This is a genomic window from Pseudoalteromonas sp. TAP-3C, assembly GCF_059888565.1.
On record NZ_CM187618.1, the window covers coordinates 3,168,101 to 3,188,577 of the forward strand.

Consider the following 20,477-nt stretch of genomic DNA (forward strand, 5'->3'; position numbering starts at 1 on the left):
AACCCTCAGGTAATAAAAAACCCGCAGCAAGTGCGGGTTTTTTTAAAGCGTTAAAGTGCTAATTACTTAGCTGCTTTTTTCTCTTTTTCTGCAGCGATTACAGTGTCAGCTACGTTTTGTGGACATGGTGCGTAGTGTGAGAACTCCATAGAGAACTGACCACGACCTGATGTCATTGTACGTAGTGAACCAATGTAACCGAACATTTCTGATAACGGTACGTCTGCTTTAATGCGAACGCCAGTTAAACCTGCTTCTTGGTCGCTAAGCATACCACGACGACGGTTAAGGTCACCAATTACGTCACCTACGTGATCTTCTGGTGTGAACACGTCAACTTTCATGATTGGCTCAAGAAGTTGTGCACCCGCTTTAGGGATAGACTGACGGAAAGCGCCTTTAGCTGCGATTTCAAATGCAATTGCAGATGAATCCACGGCGTGGAAACCACCGTCGAAAAGTTCAACTTCAACGTCAAGTACTGGGAAGCCAGCTAGAACACCTTCGTTCATCATTGACTTAAAGCCTTTCTCAACTGCAGGCCAGAATTCTTTAGGTACGTTACCACCAACAACTGATGATTTAAACGTGAAACCTGAAGCAACTTCACCAGGCTTGATGCGGTAATCAATCTTACCGAACTGACCAGAACCACCAGACTGCTTCTTGTGCGTATAGCTATCTTCAACTTCACGAGTGATAGTTTCACGGTAAGCAACTTGTGGTTGACCAACAATAAGGTCTACGCCGTAAGTACGCTTAAGGATATCAACTTTGATATCTAAGTGAAGCTCACCCATTCCTTTAAGAATAGTTTCGCCTGAATCTTCATCAGTTTCAACTTGGAAAGATGGATCTTCTGCAACCATTTTACCGATAGCAACGCCCATTTTTTCATTACCGCCTTTATCTTTAGGCTGTACAGCAATCGAAATTACTGGCGTTGGGAATACCATTGGCTCAAGTGTTACTGGGTGCTTAGGATCACACAGAGTGTGACCAGTTTGCACGTTCTTCATACCAACGATTGCGATGATATCGCCCGCTTGCGCTGAAGTAAGCTCTTTACGTTCATCTGCTTGCATCTCGACCATACGGCCAACACGCTCAGTTTTACCCGTAAACGAGTTAAGGATAGTGTCACCCTTGTTAAGCTTACCAGAGTAGATACGTACGAATGTTAATGCACCAAAACGGTCATCCATGATCTTAAACGCTAACGCCTTGAAAGGTTCGTCAGCAGATACGATTGCATGCTCGCCGTTTTCGTTACCTTCTTCATCCATAAGAGGCTGAGGATCAACTTCTGTAGGTGCTGGTAAGTAATCAACAACTGCGTCAAGTACAAGTTGCATACCTTTGTTTTTGAACGCTGAACCACAGAATGTTGGGAAGAACGCAAGGTCACGAGTACCTTTACGGATACAACGCTTGATATCTTCTAAAGAAGGCATTTCACCTTCCATGTACGCTTCCATTAGGTCATCGTCTTGCTCTACAGCAGTTTCGATAAGCTTTTCATGGTATTCGTCAGTTTTCTCTACCATGTCTGCTGGAACATCTTCGATAGTGTAGTTTTCTGGAAGACCCGTTTCGTCCCAGATGTATGCTTTTTTAGTTAAAACATCAACAACACCACAGAATTCATCTTCGATACCGATTGGTAACGTCATGATAAGTGGAGTAGCACCAAGTACTTTTTGTACTTGCGCTGTTACACGGAAAAAATCAGCACCCATACGGTCTAATTTATTTACGAAAATAATACGTGCAACACCTGACTCATTTGCATAGCGCCAGTTAGTTTCTGATTGTGGCTCAACACCACCAGATCCACAGAATACACCCACACCGCCATCTAATACTTTAAGTGAACGGTAAACTTCAACGGTGAAGTCAACGTGTCCAGGAGTATCGATAACGTTGAAACGGTGATCTTTCCAGAAACAGCTTACCGCCGCAGACTGGATAGTGATACCGCGCTCAGCTTCTTGTTCCATGAAATCGGTAGTCGATTCACCATCATGAACCTCACCAGTTTTATGGATAGTACCTGTAAGCTTCAGGATACGCTCAGTAGTCGTGGTTTTACCCGCATCAACGTGCGCGAAAATACCAATGTTTCTGTACTTCGATAAATCTGCCATTAATTTTACTCTTAATAAAGTCGATAAATTATTCGGCGGGAGTATAACATCACTTAAAGCGAACATCACCATAGAAGTCGCTTAAAATGCAATCAATTTAATAAAAAACTTGCTTTAAAGATATTTTGAGATAAGGGCCTCACTTTAAAGCAAGCGCTTTACAGCTTGTTTAAACTGCACAAGTCACTAGAACCTCGTCCATTTGTATTGACAATAAACTACTCATTAAAACACATGGTTTTAACTTGATCGCTAATGATTAATTTTCCCGCTGTTTTGGCCTTAATATCGTCAATTGTCACCCCAGGTGCGCATTCCAATAAATGAAATGCGCCATCTTTAATTTCCAATAAGGCCAAGTCGGTGATCACTTTGTTAATACACGCAACGCCAGTTAACGGTAGGCTGCATTCACTCAATAGCTTTGATTCGCCATGTTTACTAGCATGGGTCATAGTGCAAATAATATTTTTTGCCCCGGCCACTAAATCCATTGCCCCTCCCATACCTTTGACTAACTTATTCGGAATCATCCAACTGGCGATATTGCCGTTTTGATCAACCTCAAACGCACCGAGCACTGTTAAATCAACATGCCCGCCACGGATCATGGCAAAGCTTTCAGCCGAATTAAAAATGGCAGCCCCTTTTGCAGCAGTGACCGTTTCTTTTCCGGCATTGATCATATCAGCATCGACTTGTAACTCATTTGGATAAGGCCCCATCCCTAATAAGCCATTCTCCGATTGCAGCATCACCTCAATACCTTCAGGTACGAAGTTAGCCACCAACGTCGGTATACCAATTCCTAAATTAACGTAGTAGCCATCTTGTAATTCCATTGCCACACGTTTTGCTATTTGTTCCCGTGTTAATGCCATTATTCGCTCCTTATGAGGTTGCCACTCGAGTAGTGACTTTTTCAATACGCTTTTCAAACTCACCTTTAATAACACGATCGATATAAATACCGGGCGTATGAATCTGGCTTGGTTCAAGCTCGCCGGGCTCTACAATCTCTTCTACCTCCAGTACCGTAATTTTACCAGCGGTGGCTGCCATAGGATTAAAGTTCATCGCTGTATGACGATAAATACAATTACCGTAGCGATCCGCTTTCCACGCTTTAACAATGGCAAAGTCACCAGTAATACTGGGCTCTAATAAATATTCGCGCCCCTTGATTGAACGGGTTTCTTTACCTTCAGCCACAGGCGTACCTACACCCGTTGCGGTATAAAATGCTGGAATTCCGGCGCCGCCTGCACGCATTTTTTCGGCTAGCGTCCCTTGTGGCGTTAGTTCAACATCTAACTCGCCATTAAGTAGTTGCTGCTCGAAAAGTGCGTTCTCACCGACGTAAGAAGCGACCATTTTACTAATTTGTTTATCTTCAAGTAGTAATCCAAGCCCAAAACCATCAACACCACAATTATTAGACACTACAGTCAAATTACGTGTCCCTTGGCGTTTAATTTGTGCAATCAAGCCTTCAGGAATACCACACAAGCCAAAACCACCAGCAATTACAGTCATGCCATCTTCAAGCCCTGTCATAGCGTCACTGTAGCTTGTTACTACTTTATCAAAACCTGCCATATAACCTCCTACTGTGCTGTCCAGCCACCATCAATGGCGATCGCTTGTGCAGTAATATTACGTGCGGCATCTGCCATTAAAAATGTCACGGTATGGTGTATTTCATCAAGCCCTATAAATGCTTTTTTTGGCATAGGTGCCAACATAATAGTATTAATCACTTGTTGCTCTGAAATACCATGCTCTTTCGCTTGTGCTGCAATTTGCTGCTCCACTAAAGGCGTTTTTACATACGCAGGGCAAATGGTGTTAATGGTGATATTGGCATCCCCTGTTTCTAGCGCCATGGTTTTAGCAAAGCCAATTAAGCCATGCTTTGCGGCAATGTAGGCTGACTTATATTTGGAAGCCACCATGGCATGAATAGAACCAATATTAATAATCCGACCAAATTTTTGTTCACGCATGCGAGGTAATACCGCTTTGCTCATCATGGCGGGGCCAACCAACATCACTTGTTGTAAAAGTAGCCATTTATCTGCCGGAAAGTCTTCCAATTTTGCTACATGCTGTATACCTGCATTATTAATTAATACATCCACAGGTTGCGTAAAGGTGTTAAAAAAATTTTCAATCGCTTGGCTATCTGCCACATTAAGTGCGTAACCGTGAGCATTACCGCCCTGTTCAACTATTGTTTGCGCTGCTTTTTGAGCGACTTGCTCATTCAGATCGGTGACAATAATAGTATGCCCTGCAAGCGCTAATTGCTCAGCAATATAAAGTCCTATTCCACTGGCTGCGCCAGTGATTAATACGTTTTTACTCATACTGCTACTCCTCTAAAAATTCACTGATCAGCTTTGCCTTAGACGAGATTGAAAAAATACCATCCAAATGACCCCAACCACCTTCAATTTCAGAAACCTGAACATCTTTTCCTAATGACTTCATAGACTCGTATACAGTACGCATATTCTCAGGACGTAGCAGCAAATCATTGGTTGCAGGTAGTAATAAGGTTTTAGCACTCACTTTCTTTAACGCCGTGTTTAAATCACTTTCCATACCAGCTGTAAACAATTGAGATGCTCTGACTAAATACAATACATGATTAGCATCTTGAGTTTTTGCTCGTGCCATTGCGCGTTGGGCAAGTATTTGACTAAGCTTAGGAAGAGTACGAATGTCTTTTAACGCGCCTTCATCAAGTACGTTAAAATCAGGGAAGCTGGCGTTATAAATAATTGGATGCATGGCATCTTGAGTAATATTAAGCATGGTTGCGGCAAGTCCATCTAATGGGCGCTCCTTGCCGTAGTAATTACCTTGCTGCCAATTTTTATCTAAACGAATTGGCAGTGCCCACTTTTCAAGGGCTGACACTGTCCATGCGTCCATGGTTGCTGCACCAATAACATGAATAAGTCGTTCAACCTGTTCAGGATAGCGCGTTGCCCACTCCAATGCCTGAAATGACCCCATTGATGCGCCCATTACAGCATGTAATTTAGTAATACCTAAACTTTCGAGTAAGCGCTTTTGTACATTAACAAAATCGGTAATAGTGACCACTGGAAAATCTAGGCCATAAGGTTTATCTGTCGCAGGGTTAATTGATGCAGGCCCTGTGGTAATAACATGTGGATCATGCCAATTTGCATTCACTAAAGTATCTGAGCTGATCACAAAATACTTGTTAGTATCTATGGCTTTTCCTGGGCCAATTAACGCATCCCAGTAACCGGCTACCGCATCGTCGACAGAATATTTACCCGCTGCATGAGATGTCCCTGAAAAATAATGCGTAATTAAAATCACATTATCTTTAGCTTCATTGAGTTCGCCGTAGCTTTCCCAGCCAATATCAACTTGAGGCAACGTTGTCCCCGAGACCGTTGTGAAATTTTCAGTGCTGAAATGTTGTTTTTCTACTAGTAGTGGCGTCGCTGTATCAGCGCCAAACGCGGTACTATTAAATAGAAAAAGCAATCCTACTATTAATATTTTTTTCATTACGATTCCTTAAAAAGTGATAAATAAGCCCAGCGCGAGTGTGACTCCAATTAACGGAATTATCACGGTCAATGCGGCTAATGGCCAATAGGCCCGTTGATGTGTTTCTTTACAAATAGCCCGGATGGTTGTAACCACGTAGCCGTTGTGTGGCAGGCTATCTAGTGCACCAGAACTAATAGCAACTACTCGATGTAATTGCTCTGGATTTACCCCCATATCTAAATACCCTGGCGCGACAAGTGGCAAAGCAATCGCTTGTCCGCCCGATGCTGATCCAGTTAACCCAGCGATTACACTCACTGCAACAGCAGCGCCCACCAGCTCATTACCTGGCATATGGGTCATCGCATCGACAGCAGCAATAAACGCTGGTGATACTTTAGCTACAGCACCAAAACCGACCACCGCGGCGGTATTACCTATCGCAACTAAGGCGCCGGTTGTGCCCATATTGATAGCGTTTGCCATATCATGGAAATACTTATAATTGATGATCACAATACTTAAAACACCACCAAGCAGCGCCACAATCAAGGCAGTTTGCTGCAAAACATCATGCAACATAAATGATAAAAGTAGCACCACCAGCAAAGGAATAACGCCAGTAATTGGATGAGGACGCGCGCGTTCTAAAACAATTGGATCGTCGTCTCTAGCATCAAAGCACTCACCTTTAGCAACCGCTTTTTTAATCATTTTATTAAGCCAATAATAGCCGACTAATGCCATAAATATTGCCACCACTAGGCTTACTTCCCATGCAGCATAAGGTGAGGTGCCAAGGTACTTAATCGGTATCCAATTTTGAATTTCAGGCGACCCCGCTGAGGTCATAGTAAAAGTGACTGAACCAAACGCTAATGTGGCAGGAATAAAGCGCCGTGGTAAATTGGCATCTTTGAACAAACTAAGCGCCATCGGGTAAACCGAAAACGCCACAATAAATACGCTTACCCCGCCATAAGTTAGTACTGCACACGCAATAACCACAGCCAGCACCGCGTGCTTCATGCCTAACTTACCAACAATGTAGCTTGCAACACTATCTGCTGCGCCGGTATCTTCCATAAATTTACCAAACAAGGAGCCCAGTAAAAACATAAAAAACCATGCACTTAAAAATCCAGCAAAGCCATCCATATAAGCGTTAATAAAATTACTGTCGGCAGTCACTGGAAATATAGCCATTCCACTTGTTAATGCTACCAACAGCGCACAGATTGGCGCAGCAATAAATAAATTGACCCCACGCAAAGTTAAAATTATCAGCAGTATTAAACCGCCTAACAGCCCTATCATGCTCAGCATAGACATTCCTATAATTATTGTTATTACCCAGATGAGGTGACATCGCAGTAACTGTTGTTAGTTTTATCACTTGGCGCAAATAAAGACATAACACTAAGGTACTATACACTTTAAATCTGGCTTAAAAGCTATATAAGTCAAGCTGTTAAAAACATATAGCACTATGGTACTAATTCATTTTTAAACACTATCTTCTACATTAAATGCAGGTGACATGAGCAGACAAGTAAATAATTAATAACGAGTACACAACAACAGGAACACACCATGAAAAAGCTCAAACAAAATATCACACCCGTTACACTTGCGGTTTCTCTGGCCTTATTTAGCGCCAGTAATGTAAGCGCTGAACAATCTTCCATGATGAAAAAAGGCGAATTAGAGCGTATTGAAGTCACTGCGCGTAAAACCGTTGAAAACTTACAAGAAGTACCCGTTGCAGTGACCTCAATTGGCGCGCAAGAGCTGGCTGAGAATGGCATTAGCGTAATGACCGAAGTTCAACAGTTTTCACCCAATACCACATTACAATCAAGCCGTGGTACTAACTCTACAATTACTGCGTTTATTCGCGGTGTCGGCCAGCAAGACCCACTATGGGGTTATGAACCTGGTGTAGGTATTTATGTTGATGATGTATATATAGCACGCCCTCAAGGGGCAGTACTTGACTTATTAGATGTACAACAAATTGAAGTATTACGTGGACCACAAGGTACACTTTACGGTAAAAACACCATTGGCGGTGCAGTAAAGTATGTCACTAAAGAAATGAGCGGTGATGCGACTTTAAACATACAAGGCACGGTAGGAAGTTATGGCCAAAAAGATTTGAAAGTAACTGGACAGCTCCCACTTATTGACGAAAAGCTCTATGTTGGGTTTGGGGTTGCCACACTTAATAGAGACGGCTATGGTGAGTTTTTAACGTCGGCGCTTGATAACCAAGACCGCGAAAACTACAACAAAGACGTTACCGCAGCTCGAGTAACTTTAGAGTATACCCCAACCGATGAACTATTTTTTCGTTTAGCGTGGGATAAAACCGATGATGACTCAAATGCTAAAGGTGGCTATCGCTTACTCCCTAGTTTATTAACTAATGCCCCCGTACCCGATAGTGTATATGACTCTTACACTAGCTTACCTACATGGAACAAAGTAGAACTTGAAGGTATGAGCTTAACAGCTCGTTGGGACATGAACGCAAATACCAGTATTAAATATATTGCAGCAACAAGAGAAAGCTATTCGCCAACCAATATTGACTTCGATAATACCTCTTTACCAATTTTTGATGTGCCAGCTATTTACGACGATGAACAAACTACACATGAATTACAATTAAACCATGGGGGTGATAGTTACAAGCTAGTATCAGGTTTGTACTATTATGACGCAGAATCATGTGGCCAATTTCAGGCAATTCTTGGTGTACTTGGTCAAAGTTTAGGTGCACCAGGTTTAACTCGAGAAGTAAGCGGTTGCAGTAACTCAACCAGTAAAGCCGCTTATATTCAAGGTAGTTATGACTTTGACGATAAGTGGTCAATGACGCTTGGTGCCCGCTATACCAAAGATAGCAAAGACGCGATTGTGAATAACGGCCTTATTTTTGACATAGTTTACCCCGAATCCGACTGGATCCCAGGCTATGTTCGCCCTGAGGGACAATTAGTACCAACGGTACTTGATGATAGTGAAGACTGGTCACGTTTTACCCCTCGTGCAGGGGTGGAATATCAATATAGTAACGACATTATGTTTTTTGCTAGTTACTCACAAGGCTTTAAATCAGGCACATTCAATCCTCGTGCAAGTGTCCCTGAGAAAGCGGCAAATCCTGAAATAGTTGATTCGTTCGAAATGGGTATGAAGAGCGAATGGAATAATAATTTACGCGCTAATGTCACTGTATTTACACTAGATCACAAAGATCGTCAGTATATTTCGGTATTACCCGGTGACAGTGCCGCCGATTTAAATCAACGCTTAGGTAATATTGGCGAGTCTAAATCTGATGGAATTGAATTAGAACTCAACTACGTGGCCAGCGATGCTTTAACGTTCGATGCATCAATTGGCTATATCGACAGTAGCTTTGACAAAGTGATTGATACCGACCCTGAAACAGGTGAAACATTTGATAAGTCAGAGCGTTTTAGTGTTTCAAACACTCCCGATTTAACTTTTAATTTAGGCGCTACCTACCGCTTATACACAGATATGGGTGACTTTGTTATGAACGGTAATTACTACCATCGAGGTGATTACGCCCTGTTTGAAGAAGACAGCTTACTCACTCAAGACGCCTACGGGTTATTAAATATTGGCGTTACGTGGTATAGCCCAGACGGACACTGGACTGCAGGTATTTATGGTAAAAACCTAACCGATGAAGAGTACATGATTGGGGGTTACCAGTTTGTAGCACCCGACCCAGCAGATCCAACCGATACCAGTAAATACACGCCAGGCTTAGGTGGTGATAATACCTTAATTGGTTATTACGGTGACCCTCGCACGGTATCACTAACCGTGGGCTATCGTTTTTAAAGTTTAGTATGGCTAAGGTTTGTCTGCCTCCCCACAGACAAACCTTGTTTCACATCGCAAAATCACTTATAACTTAATACATTGGAGACTATTTGAAATGACTTGTGCTGTGAATACTATAATTGCTGATGACCATCCTTTATTTAGAAGTGCACTGCGTCAAGCGGCGGCAACCTCGGTGCCTGAAGAGCACATAAAAGAGACCAGCGATATAGACGGACTATTTAGCTTACTAAACTCGCACCCTGAAATAGAGCTAATTTTTTTAGATCTAACCATTCCAGGCGCAAACGGTTTGCAAGCCTTATCGCAATTACGCAATCAGTACCCTGATATATTAATTATTATGGTGTCGGCCAATGAAACCCCCACTATTATAAAACAAGCCATGAGCTTAGGCGCTGCAGGGTATATTCCCAAATCATCATCACTCGATGTAATTAGCGAAGCCATAGAACATGTGCTCAATGGTGATACTTGGTTACCACCCGATGTTGATTTAACCGAAGTAATCATTAATGACGAACAAAGCAGCTTTGCCCGTAACCTCGAAAAGCTGACACCACAGCAGTACCGTGTACTAGCAATGATTGCCAATGGATTATTAAACAAACAAATAGCCTTTGAAATGTCGATTCAAGAAACCACTATCAAACAACATGTATCCGCTATTTTGCGTAAACTCAATGTTTATAACCGCACCCAAGCAGGTATTTTATTTAATCAGCTATCGCAAATTGGTAAATTAGAAGCCAGCTAACATAGCGTACACGCCCTAAGTCAGTCGCTTTATCATCCGCTTGAGTGCGGGTGCTTTGAGCGGTTTATACAATAAAGGATAGCCTGCATCAAGCACCCGCTCACGAATGCCTTCATCATGGTTTGCGGTATTAACAATGACTGGCAATGCATCAAGACCAGCTAAATTAATAACTTCAAGCCCAGTTACGCCATCGTCCAGCTGGTAATCAACTATTAATAGTTGCGGTAGGTCATGGGTCATTTTTAATTGCTCAAGCTCTATTAAGTTAGTGGCGGTGGCAATTTCACAGCCCCAGTTTTTTAGCAACTGTTTGAGTGCTTCAAGCACATTGCGGTCGTTATCAACAAGCCAAATAGTTAAACGACCTAGTTCAGTTTCAAGATTGGCAGTACGGCTTTGCTCGGGTTGCACTTTTAAACTAGGTTTACATGGCATCCTCAATGTAAATTGTGTGCCTTTATTTAGTTGCGACCCCATCACTAACGGAATCGCGAGTAAGTCACAAATACGTTTAGTGATCGATAATCCTAAACCAAGTCCTTCCGCATTGGGTTTTTCACCTAGTTGTTTAAATTCCTGATAAATACTCTGCTGATCGCTGGTAGCAATGCCTATACCCGTATCTTCAATAATAAATGACAGTTGCAACTGATCTTCAAGTAGTATTTTTAGTCTTACTTCACCGCGCTCAGTGTAACGAATCGCATTACTTAATAAGTTTCGTAATACACGCTTAAGTAATGCTTTATCGGTGTAAATTCGCGCTTCACACGACTCAACAATAAAACGAAGGCCTTTTTCTTGAGCAAGTGCTAAATAATCATTACGCAGTGGCTCTATTAAACTACTCACGTTAAATTCCGTTAATTGCACTTTAAACGAGCCCGAGTCGAGTTTAGTTAATTCCAAAATGCTTGAAAGTAGCTCTTCGGCAATGCCTAATGAGTTTTTTATATTCATCGCAAGCTCGCGTAATTCAGTATCTTGGGCTTTTTCGTTCATTAATGAGCAAAACAAACTTGCAGCATTAAATGGTTGTAATAAGTCGTGACTGGCCGCTGCAAAAAACCGTGTTTTACTTACTGTTGCTTGCTCAGCCTGCTGTTTAGCTTTAGAAAGCGCCTCATTCGCTTGAGTAAGCGCCGCCGTTCGTGTCGCTACTTTTTCTTCAAGGCTGACATTCGCTTCGGTGAGTGCCTTTTGCTGTTTAACAAACTCACTAATATCCGTGTAAGTTGTTACAAAACCGCCACCAGGCAAGGGATTGCCTTGCATTTCAAAAACCCGACCATCGTTATGTGCACGCTGATATTTATATGCGCTGCCTTGTTTTAAATAAGCTAAACGTTTATCAACCTCAGTATTAATATCTTCACCACGAAATAAACCTCGTTCGGCGTTAAAACGAATAATATCGGCAACCGGTCGACCTATATACAAGGCGCTATCAGGGTAATTAAACATGTATTTATACCCCTGATTCCATGCCACCAAACGCAGCTCACTATCCACTACGCTAATACCTTGCTGAATATTTTCGATGGTAGATTGCAGTAAATCACGGTTAAATTTCAATACTTGACTTGCTTCATCTACAAACTCAGCGACTTGTTCTAAAGGCTGACGTTGCTCATTTTTAGCTACATCTAAAATTAGTCGTGCGGATGCGCCACCAATAACGGCTGACATTTCACGTTCAACCAATAACTCAAGCTCAATATTAGCGATACGTTTCCATTGGCTTTTATCGTGAGGAAAATACTGCTGTACCAAAGACTGACTCGCTTCTTTTTCAGCAAAGCGCTGTAATAACGCGCCTAGGTCTTCATAATTGAGTGGCTGTAACGTGGTGTTTAATCGTGAGTCGTTTAATTGCGAAATAAACTTATTACTTTGAAGGCGCTCGGCAAGGGTCGCTCGGCTAAAAATGGCACTAACAAATACATCAATGTATTTGCACCTAACGACAACAGTAGTGATTGGCTTATACTTTCTAAACCCAATGAAAATAAATCAGTAGGGGCTAACCATGCTATTTGCCAAGGCCCTTCAACTAACCAACTATGTTGACTGCCTAAGCCACTGGCTAAATTCGGCAATAATAAAGTGTACCCCCAAATTATAAAACCGCTTAAAATCCCTAGTTGTGCACCGCGACATGATGCATGTCGCCACCATAAACCAATGACCATCGCAGGGGCAAACTGTGCGACTAAGGTAAACGACATTAAGCCAACACTGGCCAGCGTGGTGGTCTCTGCCAGAACCCTATGAGTGAAGTAACTGAGTAATAATATCAACACAATCACTATTTTACGTGCATGCAGCAAATGGTTTTTATCAAGCCCTCGGCTGCTTGAGGTTAATTGTGAACGACGTAAAATAAACTGATTAATAAAGTCGTTGGTGATCATCACCGATAACACAATTGACGACACAATTACCATACTCGTCGCCGCCGAAAAGCCGCCTAAAAAGGCAAGTAAGGTAATTCCGCTATTATCTGCCGCCATTGGTAACGCTAATACAAAGGTATCTTGGCCTACGCCATTACCGTTAAAGTAAACTAACCCCGCATAAGCAATGGGTAATATGAATAAATTAATGGCTAATAAATAAAGCGGAAATAACCAACGAGCCGTGGCCAGTTCATTATTATTGTTGTTTTCAATAAAACTCATATGAAACTGACGTGGTAAGCACAGCGTTGCTAATATCCCTAAAAACATATGCGCAACATATACATACACAGGGCTTTGAGTTGCCGCTATTTGATTGGGTATATTTAAGTCCAATGCTTGTTGGTAAATTGCTGCAGGACTATCAAATAAAGCAAAACACACATATAAACCAACCCCAATAAAAGCCAGTAGTTTTACTATCGATTCAAAGGCAATACTGGCGATTAATCCAGGGTTATGCTCGCTGGGTTTAAGCCTTCGGGCACCAAATAAAATCGCGAATAAAGCCAGTAACAAAGTAATATAAAAAGTACTGTCTGCCCACACTTGATTGCTTTGGGTGGGGGCACGATCGGTTAGTAAATTAATACTTTGTGCAGTCGCACTGAGCTGAAGAGAAATATATGGCACAATCGCGATTACTGAAATAAGTGAGATCAGCCCAGACAGACTTGACGACTGCCCATATCGCGTAGCAATAAAGTCAGCCAATGAGGTGAGTTTTTGTTGTCGGCAAATGTGCGCGATACGGCAATATAACTGCCAACCAAAAATAAATAATATAATTGTGCCCGCATAGGTTGGTGCTAACCACCAGCCATTACTCGCAGCTTGCGCAGTAGTGCCATAAAAAGCCCATGAAGTACAATACACGCCCAACGATAGACCATAAATCATACCTTTAAAGGGAAGCACCTTTCGCCTATCTGCCCACCCCGCAACTGCAAATAGTATCCCTAGGTATACCACCGCAATAAGACTAATAAACCAAATAGAAAACATATTTTTTCTTGTTGTTATTTCTATAATAATTAACTTAGCATAAGAGAATTTGTAGCAAAAATCAGCACTTACTTTAGTGCTATAAACAAACAAAAAAGTAAAATAAGAATTATTTGCATTTAAGTGTTGACAGCATTTCAAATCTAACTGATAATCAATACCAACAAGAACAAAGCATACTTCTTGTGACAAAAGTTCATTTGTTTCTCGACCCTGAAACAACGTGTGGCTCACGCTAAAGCTAAGGTTACCTGTTATTAATCACAACGCCCCTTGATATTAATACAGGTAACCGCTCATTATTTACTTGCTACATTACTCATATTAGTGACGGTTGATATGATACTAAAAAGCCCTAACGGGCTTTTTTTATGCCTACAATTCCTATGATAGCTTTATAGGCTATGCTCACTCTGCTTACTTTAAAGCAAAAGTTAATAAGAATTATTTCTATTTAGATGTTGACAGCATCATAAATCTAAACGATAATTAATATCAATTAGAAAGGTGTGTATTGCTTCTTTACTATAAAAATTGATTTTTCATCCCACGTGTAGCGCACGTTAACTGCTATGGACTCGTGTTATAAACCACAACGCCCCTTGCTGTTTATGACACGTTTCTGCCCTACTTACTTGCTACATTGCTCATATCGGTGACGGTAGATATGAAACTAAAAAAGCCCTTTCGGGCTTTTTTTATGTCTACAATTTACAGATGTAAATATTAACGCCGATTTTTACGTGCTCGTGCTCGACGTTGTTTTTTCTCTTCTTCTTTAGCTTGCTTTTTAGCCTCAGCCGCAGCGCGTAATTCTGCAACCATCACCTCTTCTTCTTCACGCATGGCAGGCGTTTCCATAGTGATACGACCAATTATACCATCACGTAATTCGTTAATTAGAATTTCCGACATTTTATAGGTGTCAATTTGATTACCACCGCGAATACAACCACGTTTTTTACCGGCCATTTCAACAAATTCCCAATCACTTTCTGGCAATTCAGCTATTTTATAGCGTGCTTTTAACAGCTCAGGATAGGCTTTTAATAAATACTCAGCGGTGTAGCTTGCCACTTCTTCGTATTCCAGTGCGGTATCACGTATCGCACCGGTTGCACCTAAACGGTAGCCTGAGTTTTCGTTTTCAACTTTTGGCCACAACATACCCGGTGTGTCGTAAAGCATAATACCATCATCAAGCTTAATACGTTGCTGCGCTTTAGTTACTGCCGGTTCGTTACCGGTTTTAGCCACTATACGACCCGCTAACACATTAATTAACGTAGACTTACCCACGTTAGGAATACCCATAATCATGGCTTTAATTTGCTTATCGGCACCTACTTTGTGTGGCACCAGCTTTTTACACAGCTCATTAATGCGATGAACATCGTTTGCTTTATCATTACCAAACGCAATCGCTTTAACGCCATTTTCTTGCTCAAAATAGTCTTTCCAGATTTGCGTCATTTTAGGATCGGCTAAATCGGCTTTATTAAGAATTTTGATGACCGGCTTACCTTCACGCAACGTCGCCACCATTGGGTTTTCACTACTGTAAGGAATGCGCGCATCAAGCACTTCAATGATCACATCCATTTGTGGCATTATTTCTTTAATTTCATTTCGGGCTTTATTCATGTGCCCAGGGAACCACTGTATTCCTGATCTACTCATTTGATTTTTAAACCTTTTATTTCAACCCATAACACCATGCTTTACTTAAATAAGTGCTATGCGGGGTACTGAGTGAATAATTTCGATTTATCACCTCAACTAATAGTGCGTAGTTTACTACATAATCCCTTTAAACTTCTCGTATAAATAAAACCATTACACTTGCCAATGGCCGGTTTTATCTGAGCCTATTCGGGTTAATTTGCCTTCTTTTTGTAACTTGCTAATTGCGCGGCCAATGGTTCTCACGTCTTTATTCAAGGTATCCGCGAGTTGTTGTCGGGTCAGCTCAGGCGTGCTACTCAGTAATGCTAAAATAGCCTCAGGTGTTTTGAGGCCAGATAAATTTAGGAGGGCGTTTTCAGGGGCGTTTACAGAGGTATTTTGCGCGAGCGCTTGCTGAATAACCGACAACATAAAATGAATAAACGGCGTGCTATCCGCTTGGTTATCCGCCTGTTCAAGAGCGTGATAATACGCTTGCTGATGGTCTTTAATCACACTCTCGTGCGGTAAAGATAAAAATAATGGATGCCACTTAGATAAAATCAGCGTTTGCCATAAGCGCCCCATACGACCGTTACCATCGGCAAACGGGTGAATAAACTCAAATTCATAATGAAATACACAACTGGCAATCAATGGGTGATCTTTTGTTTGCTTAAGCCATTGGATTAAATCAGCCATTAAACCGGATACTTGATGGGCAGGCGGTGCAACGTGGTGCACCACACCCCCTTTATGGATGCCTACGCCTTTACTGCGAAACTCACCCGCATTCACAAGAATATCTGACAGCATTAAACCGTGAGCCGTGAGTAAATTGTCAATGGCGCTAGGTGTAAAGGTAGGCAGTGCGTCATACGCCGCAATCGCACCTTTTACCTCGGCCAGCTCGCGCACGCTACCCAGCACGGGCTTACCCTCAACAATGGCAGTGATCTGTTCTTCAGTTAACGTATTGCCTTCAATCGCCAGCGTGCCGGTAATGGTTTTAATGCGGTTTTGCTTGCGCAGTTGTGGAGAGGCATTGAGCTGGCTGGCGTTTAATTCACCCACCTGCTGGCTGATTTGCGCCACCAGATTCAAAATATCAGTGGTGATGGTAAAAGGCGGTTGGTAAGCCATTACTCTATATCCTTATTCTTGCTACCTTGCCCAAGTAGCTTTTTCACTTCTCGATCAAAGTCAGATTCATACAATCTGTCTTGTATAACACGGTATTTTTCAAACTCGCTTTCAGCGTAGGCTTTTGCAATAGTGGCCGTGACTTTGCCCGCATCTTGCAGCACTTTGCGGTCAGTGGCTTCGATAAAGCGATTAAGCCTAAGTTCCCAATCTGCCATCGTCATGGGTATTTGTCGCAATGCCATGTCTTCGGCCAAATCGAGATAGGCGTTGACCAGCCTTTGTAGTTGCGCCAATTCATTATCAGTTAAATAATTCTTGGCAATACCGACATCAAATTTTTGAATTTTGCCTTGCGGGGCGACTTTCCACGAAGTGAGCCCCATATTCTCTTTTCCCGCATCCGCGCGATGATAAACAACCTCAGCCGCGGTTTGACCGTGAATCGCCCAATGCAATTTATTTTGCACCGTGGCGAAAAAGCGCTTGGTGACTTGCCCAGTCACATCATAATCGATTGACGTTGCGTAGATATCGGTGATTTTTTGATAAAATTTACGCTCACTCAAGCGAATTTCACGAATGCGTTCTAATTGCTCTTCAAAATACTTTTTGCCCAATATCGACCCATCATTTTTTAGACGTTCATCGTCCATGGCAAAGCCTTTGATGGTGTATTCGTTAAGCACCTCAGTCGCCCATTTACGGAATTGCACCGCACGCTCTGAGTTCACCTTATAACCAACCGCAATGGTCGCCGTCAGCTTATAGTGCTTGGTGTTGTATTTTTTACCATCTTTGGCAGTTATTCGAAATTCTCGAATAACTGAATCTTCGTCTAATTCACTGTCGGAAAAAATCTTTTTAAGATGATAGTTAATGGTATTAGTTTCTACATCGTACAATACACCCATCATTTTTTGGCTTAGCCAAATATCTTCATCGGCGTAAATCGCTTCAACGCCGCCTTCACCGGTTGCGGCAATAAAGGTAAGGTACTCGGCGGCCGAGGAGCGCATTGCGGTTAAATCCGTTTTATCCTTGCTCATATCAGGCCGCCTCATCGGATTTCGGAAAGCTCAACAACAGGTCACGATAATACTCGTATTGCTTTTTGCGGAGCTCGATTTCGCGGGGCAGACCTTCTTGGATTGAAGTGGTTAACGTGTCAAACTTATCTAAAATTTCCACAATTCGCTCCTGTTCTGTAACAGAAGGAACTGGAACTTCTAACTTAGCTAAATCAGATTTATTCACTGCTGGAACACCACCTTCTTTTTTTAATCCTAATAACAGCTGACTTTTCGACTGAAGAATATAAAAAAGGTACTTATTGATTAGCGCTTTGTTATCTATAGACCGTATTTTGTAACAAAGAGAACCTAACCAAAATGACTTATTTTGGTAACCAACAAAGCCAATACCACCTTGCCCTCTTGATGGGGTCGTCACAGTATCGCCCTCACAATTACTCAGAGCACAATATCCAGACCTAGTTGTCCCAGCATTGATGTAATCAAACTCCGCCTCTGTATCCAAGATTTCAGATGGTTTCTGACCAGTATTTATTTCTGCGATTTTCCCCAGTGCCTTCCACTCAACGTCACCCTCTTCAAAACTTAACAACTGGTCACGGTAGTAGTTGTATTGCTTTTTCCGCATGTTAAGCTCGGCGGTCATGGCGGTAAATGCGTCTAGAATACGCACTATTTCAGCTTGTATTGCCAGCGATTTTTCTGGGTTGTTTGGGCATGGGATGGGGATCAAAATATTTTTAAGCATTGGTTTTGTAAGTTGAGGAATACCTGCCGGAGCAACTTTATAATTATTTTCAATCATTTTCATAAAGTAGTAGGCATACTTCAGGTTCAATTCAACTTTAGGTGTCAGCACCAATAAACGAACTATAGGAAAAAATGGCCGATTTCTATAACTAGTCCATCCAATTGTTCCTCTTGCTGATATTGTTAGGCTTGGCTTTTCAATTTTGGCTTGGTTTGTCCACCCATAAAGAGATTTATCACCAATTCCGTTAGAAAGAATTGGGATATTAAATTCTTCAGTTTCAATGTCAGATAATGCATTTTTAGGCACATCGCCTCCAGCATAAATATTAAATACCTTATCTAAAGGCTCCCAGTTCACATCAACACCATTCAACAATTTCTCCATGACGCTAAAATTGCTCATGCCTCAATCTCCGCAACAATAGCTTCAATATCAGTACGAAGTTGGTCGATTTTTGCAACAGTGGTTTTTAGATCTCGATTGAGTTCAGTAATGTTTGTGACTACGCGGTTATCTTTAGCTTCCACATAACTGCTTACCGAAAGGTTGTAGCTGTTGCCTGCGATAACATCTAAATCAACGGATTTGGCAAAATGATCCACGTTCTCTTTGCTGGCAAACACTTTCATAATGTCTTCAATGTGCTGATTGGTGATAACGTTGGTATTGGTTTCTTTTTTAAAGTACGCCTCGCCACTGGCATCAATAAACTGCGTGGTGGTGTCTGTTTTGTGTTTAGACAGTACCAATATATTCACGGCAATGGTGGTGCCAAAGAACAGGTTAGGTGCCAGTGAAATTACCGTTTCAACATAGTTGTTATCTACCAGATATTGGCGAATTTTTTGCTCCGCACCGCCACGGTAAAAAATACCGGGGAAGCAAACAATCGCCGCGCGGCCTTTGCTTGATAGGTAACTTAGCGCATGCAACACAAAGGCAAAGTCGGCTTTTGATTTAGGCGCGAGCACACCAGCAGGCGAGAAACGGTCGTCGTTGATTAGGGTTGGGTCGTCGCTACCAATCCATTTCACTGAATAAGGCGGGTTAGAGACAATCGCATCAAACGGTTTGTCGTCTAAAAAGTGCGGCTCGGTTAAAGTATCGCCCAACTGCATATTAAACTTGTCGTAGTTAATGTTGTGCAAAAACATGTTCATACGCGCTAAGTTGTAGGTGGTGTGATTGAGCTCTTGTCCAAAAAAACCATCTTCAATGATATGCGCATCAAAATGCTTTTTGGCTTGTAACAGCAACGAGCCCGAGCCCGCCGCAGGGTCATAGATTTTATTCACACTGGTTTGGCCGTACATGTCCAGCTGCGCGATCAGTTTTGAAACGTGCTGAGGGGTGAAAAATTCGCCACCGGATTTACCCGCATTCGCGGCATAGTTAGAAATCAGGAACTCGTAAGCATCACCGAACAGGTCGTTTTCGTTGTCTTCAAACTGGGTGATGTTAAGCCCTGCCACACCTTTTAGCACAGCGGCTAGGCGTTTGTTTTTTGCCTCTACGGTATTACCCAGACGATTACTGGTCGTATCAAAATCAGCAAACAAGCCTTTGATGTCTTTTTCTGAATCGTAGCCATTGGCTGAGTTTTCGATGGCAGCAAAAATAGCCGCCAAGTCCGCATTTAAATTTTCGTCCTTGTGTGCATTGGCCGCCACATTGCTGAACAACTGGCTAGGGTAAAGAAAATAGCCTTTGGTTTTAATTGCATCTTCTTTAGCAAACTTAATGTTTTCATCACCATCGACCATGCCCGCATAATCAACGCTCTCATCTTCGCCTGTGATGTAGTCTACAAAGTTCTCACTGATAAAACGGTAAAACAAGGTGCCAAGTACGTACTGTTTGAAATCCCACCCATCCACTGAGCCGCGCACATCATTGGCAATTGCCCATATTTGGCGCTGAAGTTCGGCACGTTGTTGGTTACTTGTCATTTTTTATTCTCGTAAAGTGCGTTATTTAATATTAAACAGCATATTTTAGTAAGTGAGATAAAGCCAAAACGAGCTTTATCTCACTTACTTTTTAATTCAAATAATACTACCACAAATTCTATATAATCAATCTGCT

At 42.0% G+C, this 20,477-nt stretch carries 13 protein-coding genes and 1 pseudogene; 2 read left to right on the top strand and 12 right to left on the bottom strand.

Features of this window, described 5'->3' with window-relative positions; genetic code table 11:
- Positions 1-62 precede the first annotated feature (62 nt).
- The 6 genes from fusA to AC6H44_RS14905 form a co-directional block, all read right to left on the bottom strand.
- The gene (fusA, locus tag AC6H44_RS14880) at positions 63-2,147 is read right to left on the bottom strand and encodes an elongation factor G (protein ID WP_500736447.1); all 2,085 of its coding nucleotides are present in this window, start codon (positions 2,145-2,147) and stop codon (positions 63-65) included.
- A 218-nt stretch (positions 2,148-2,365) separates the two neighbouring features.
- The gene (locus tag AC6H44_RS14885; RefSeq protein ID WP_500736448.1) at positions 2,366-3,028 is read right to left on the bottom strand and encodes a CoA transferase subunit B; all 663 of its coding nucleotides are present in this window, start codon (positions 3,026-3,028) and stop codon (positions 2,366-2,368) included.
- 10 nt (positions 3,029-3,038) lie between these two features.
- The gene (locus tag AC6H44_RS14890) at positions 3,039-3,746 is read right to left on the bottom strand and encodes a CoA transferase subunit A (RefSeq protein ID WP_500736450.1); all 708 of its coding nucleotides are present in this window, start codon (positions 3,744-3,746) and stop codon (positions 3,039-3,041) included.
- Positions 3,747-3,754: 8 nt separating this feature from the next.
- Complete coding sequence (locus AC6H44_RS14895; protein ID WP_500736451.1) at positions 3,755-4,516, bottom strand: 3-hydroxybutyrate dehydrogenase; 762 nt, start codon at positions 4,514-4,516, stop codon at positions 3,755-3,757.
- A gap of 4 nt (positions 4,517-4,520) precedes the next feature.
- Positions 4,521-5,702, bottom strand: coding sequence for an E22 family MetX-like putative esterase (locus AC6H44_RS14900; RefSeq protein WP_500736453.1), 1,182 nt, complete (start codon positions 5,700-5,702; stop codon positions 4,521-4,523).
- A 9-nt stretch (positions 5,703-5,711) separates the two neighbouring features.
- A complete protein-coding gene (locus AC6H44_RS14905) occupies positions 5,712-7,013 on the bottom strand; it encodes a GntP family permease (protein WP_500736454.1) in 1,302 nt (433 codons plus the stop codon).
- Between the two features lie 267 nt (positions 7,014-7,280).
- Between AC6H44_RS14905 and AC6H44_RS14910 the strand changes: the two genes are divergently transcribed.
- Together AC6H44_RS14910 and AC6H44_RS14915 are read left to right on the top strand one after the other, a co-directional pair.
- Positions 7,281-9,569, top strand: a complete 2,289-nt coding sequence (locus AC6H44_RS14910; RefSeq protein ID WP_500736455.1) for a TonB-dependent receptor — start codon at positions 7,281-7,283, stop codon at positions 9,567-9,569.
- A 97-nt stretch (positions 9,570-9,666) separates the two neighbouring features.
- Positions 9,667-10,329, top strand: coding sequence for a response regulator (locus AC6H44_RS14915; protein ID WP_500736456.1), 663 nt, complete (start codon positions 9,667-9,669; stop codon positions 10,327-10,329).
- Between the two features lie 15 nt (positions 10,330-10,344).
- On the opposite strand, the pseudogene AC6H44_RS14920 reads toward AC6H44_RS14915, so the two are convergent.
- The 6 genes and pseudogenes from AC6H44_RS14920 to AC6H44_RS14945 all read right to left on the bottom strand — a co-directional run bounded on the left by AC6H44_RS14920 (position 10,345) and on the right by AC6H44_RS14945 (position 20,341).
- A pseudogene (locus tag AC6H44_RS14920) lies at positions 10,345-13,796 on the bottom strand (PAS domain-containing hybrid sensor histidine kinase/response regulator).
- Between the two features lie 726 nt (positions 13,797-14,522).
- Positions 14,523-15,476, bottom strand: coding sequence for a ribosome biogenesis GTPase YlqF (gene ylqF / locus AC6H44_RS14925; RefSeq protein ID WP_500736458.1), 954 nt, complete (start codon positions 15,474-15,476; stop codon positions 14,523-14,525).
- Between the two features lie 156 nt (positions 15,477-15,632).
- On the bottom strand, positions 15,633-16,604 hold the full coding sequence (locus AC6H44_RS14930; protein WP_500736459.1) for a Fic family protein: 972 nt from the start codon (positions 16,602-16,604) through the stop codon (positions 15,633-15,635).
- Positions 16,604-17,653: a virulence RhuM family protein gene (locus AC6H44_RS14935; protein ID WP_500736460.1), complete on the bottom strand. Its 1,050-nt coding sequence runs from the start codon at positions 17,651-17,653 to the stop codon at positions 16,604-16,606. The genes AC6H44_RS14930 and AC6H44_RS14935 overlap by 1 nt, the downstream gene beginning before the upstream one ends.
- Position 17,654: 1 nt before the next feature.
- Positions 17,655-18,794, bottom strand: coding sequence for a restriction endonuclease subunit S (locus tag AC6H44_RS14940; protein ID WP_500736462.1), 1,140 nt, complete (start codon positions 18,792-18,794; stop codon positions 17,655-17,657).
- Positions 18,791-20,341, bottom strand: a complete 1,551-nt coding sequence (locus AC6H44_RS14945; RefSeq protein ID WP_500736464.1) for a type I restriction-modification system subunit M — start codon at positions 20,339-20,341, stop codon at positions 18,791-18,793. The genes AC6H44_RS14940 and AC6H44_RS14945 overlap by 4 nt, the downstream gene beginning before the upstream one ends.
- Positions 20,342-20,477 lie beyond the last annotated feature (136 nt).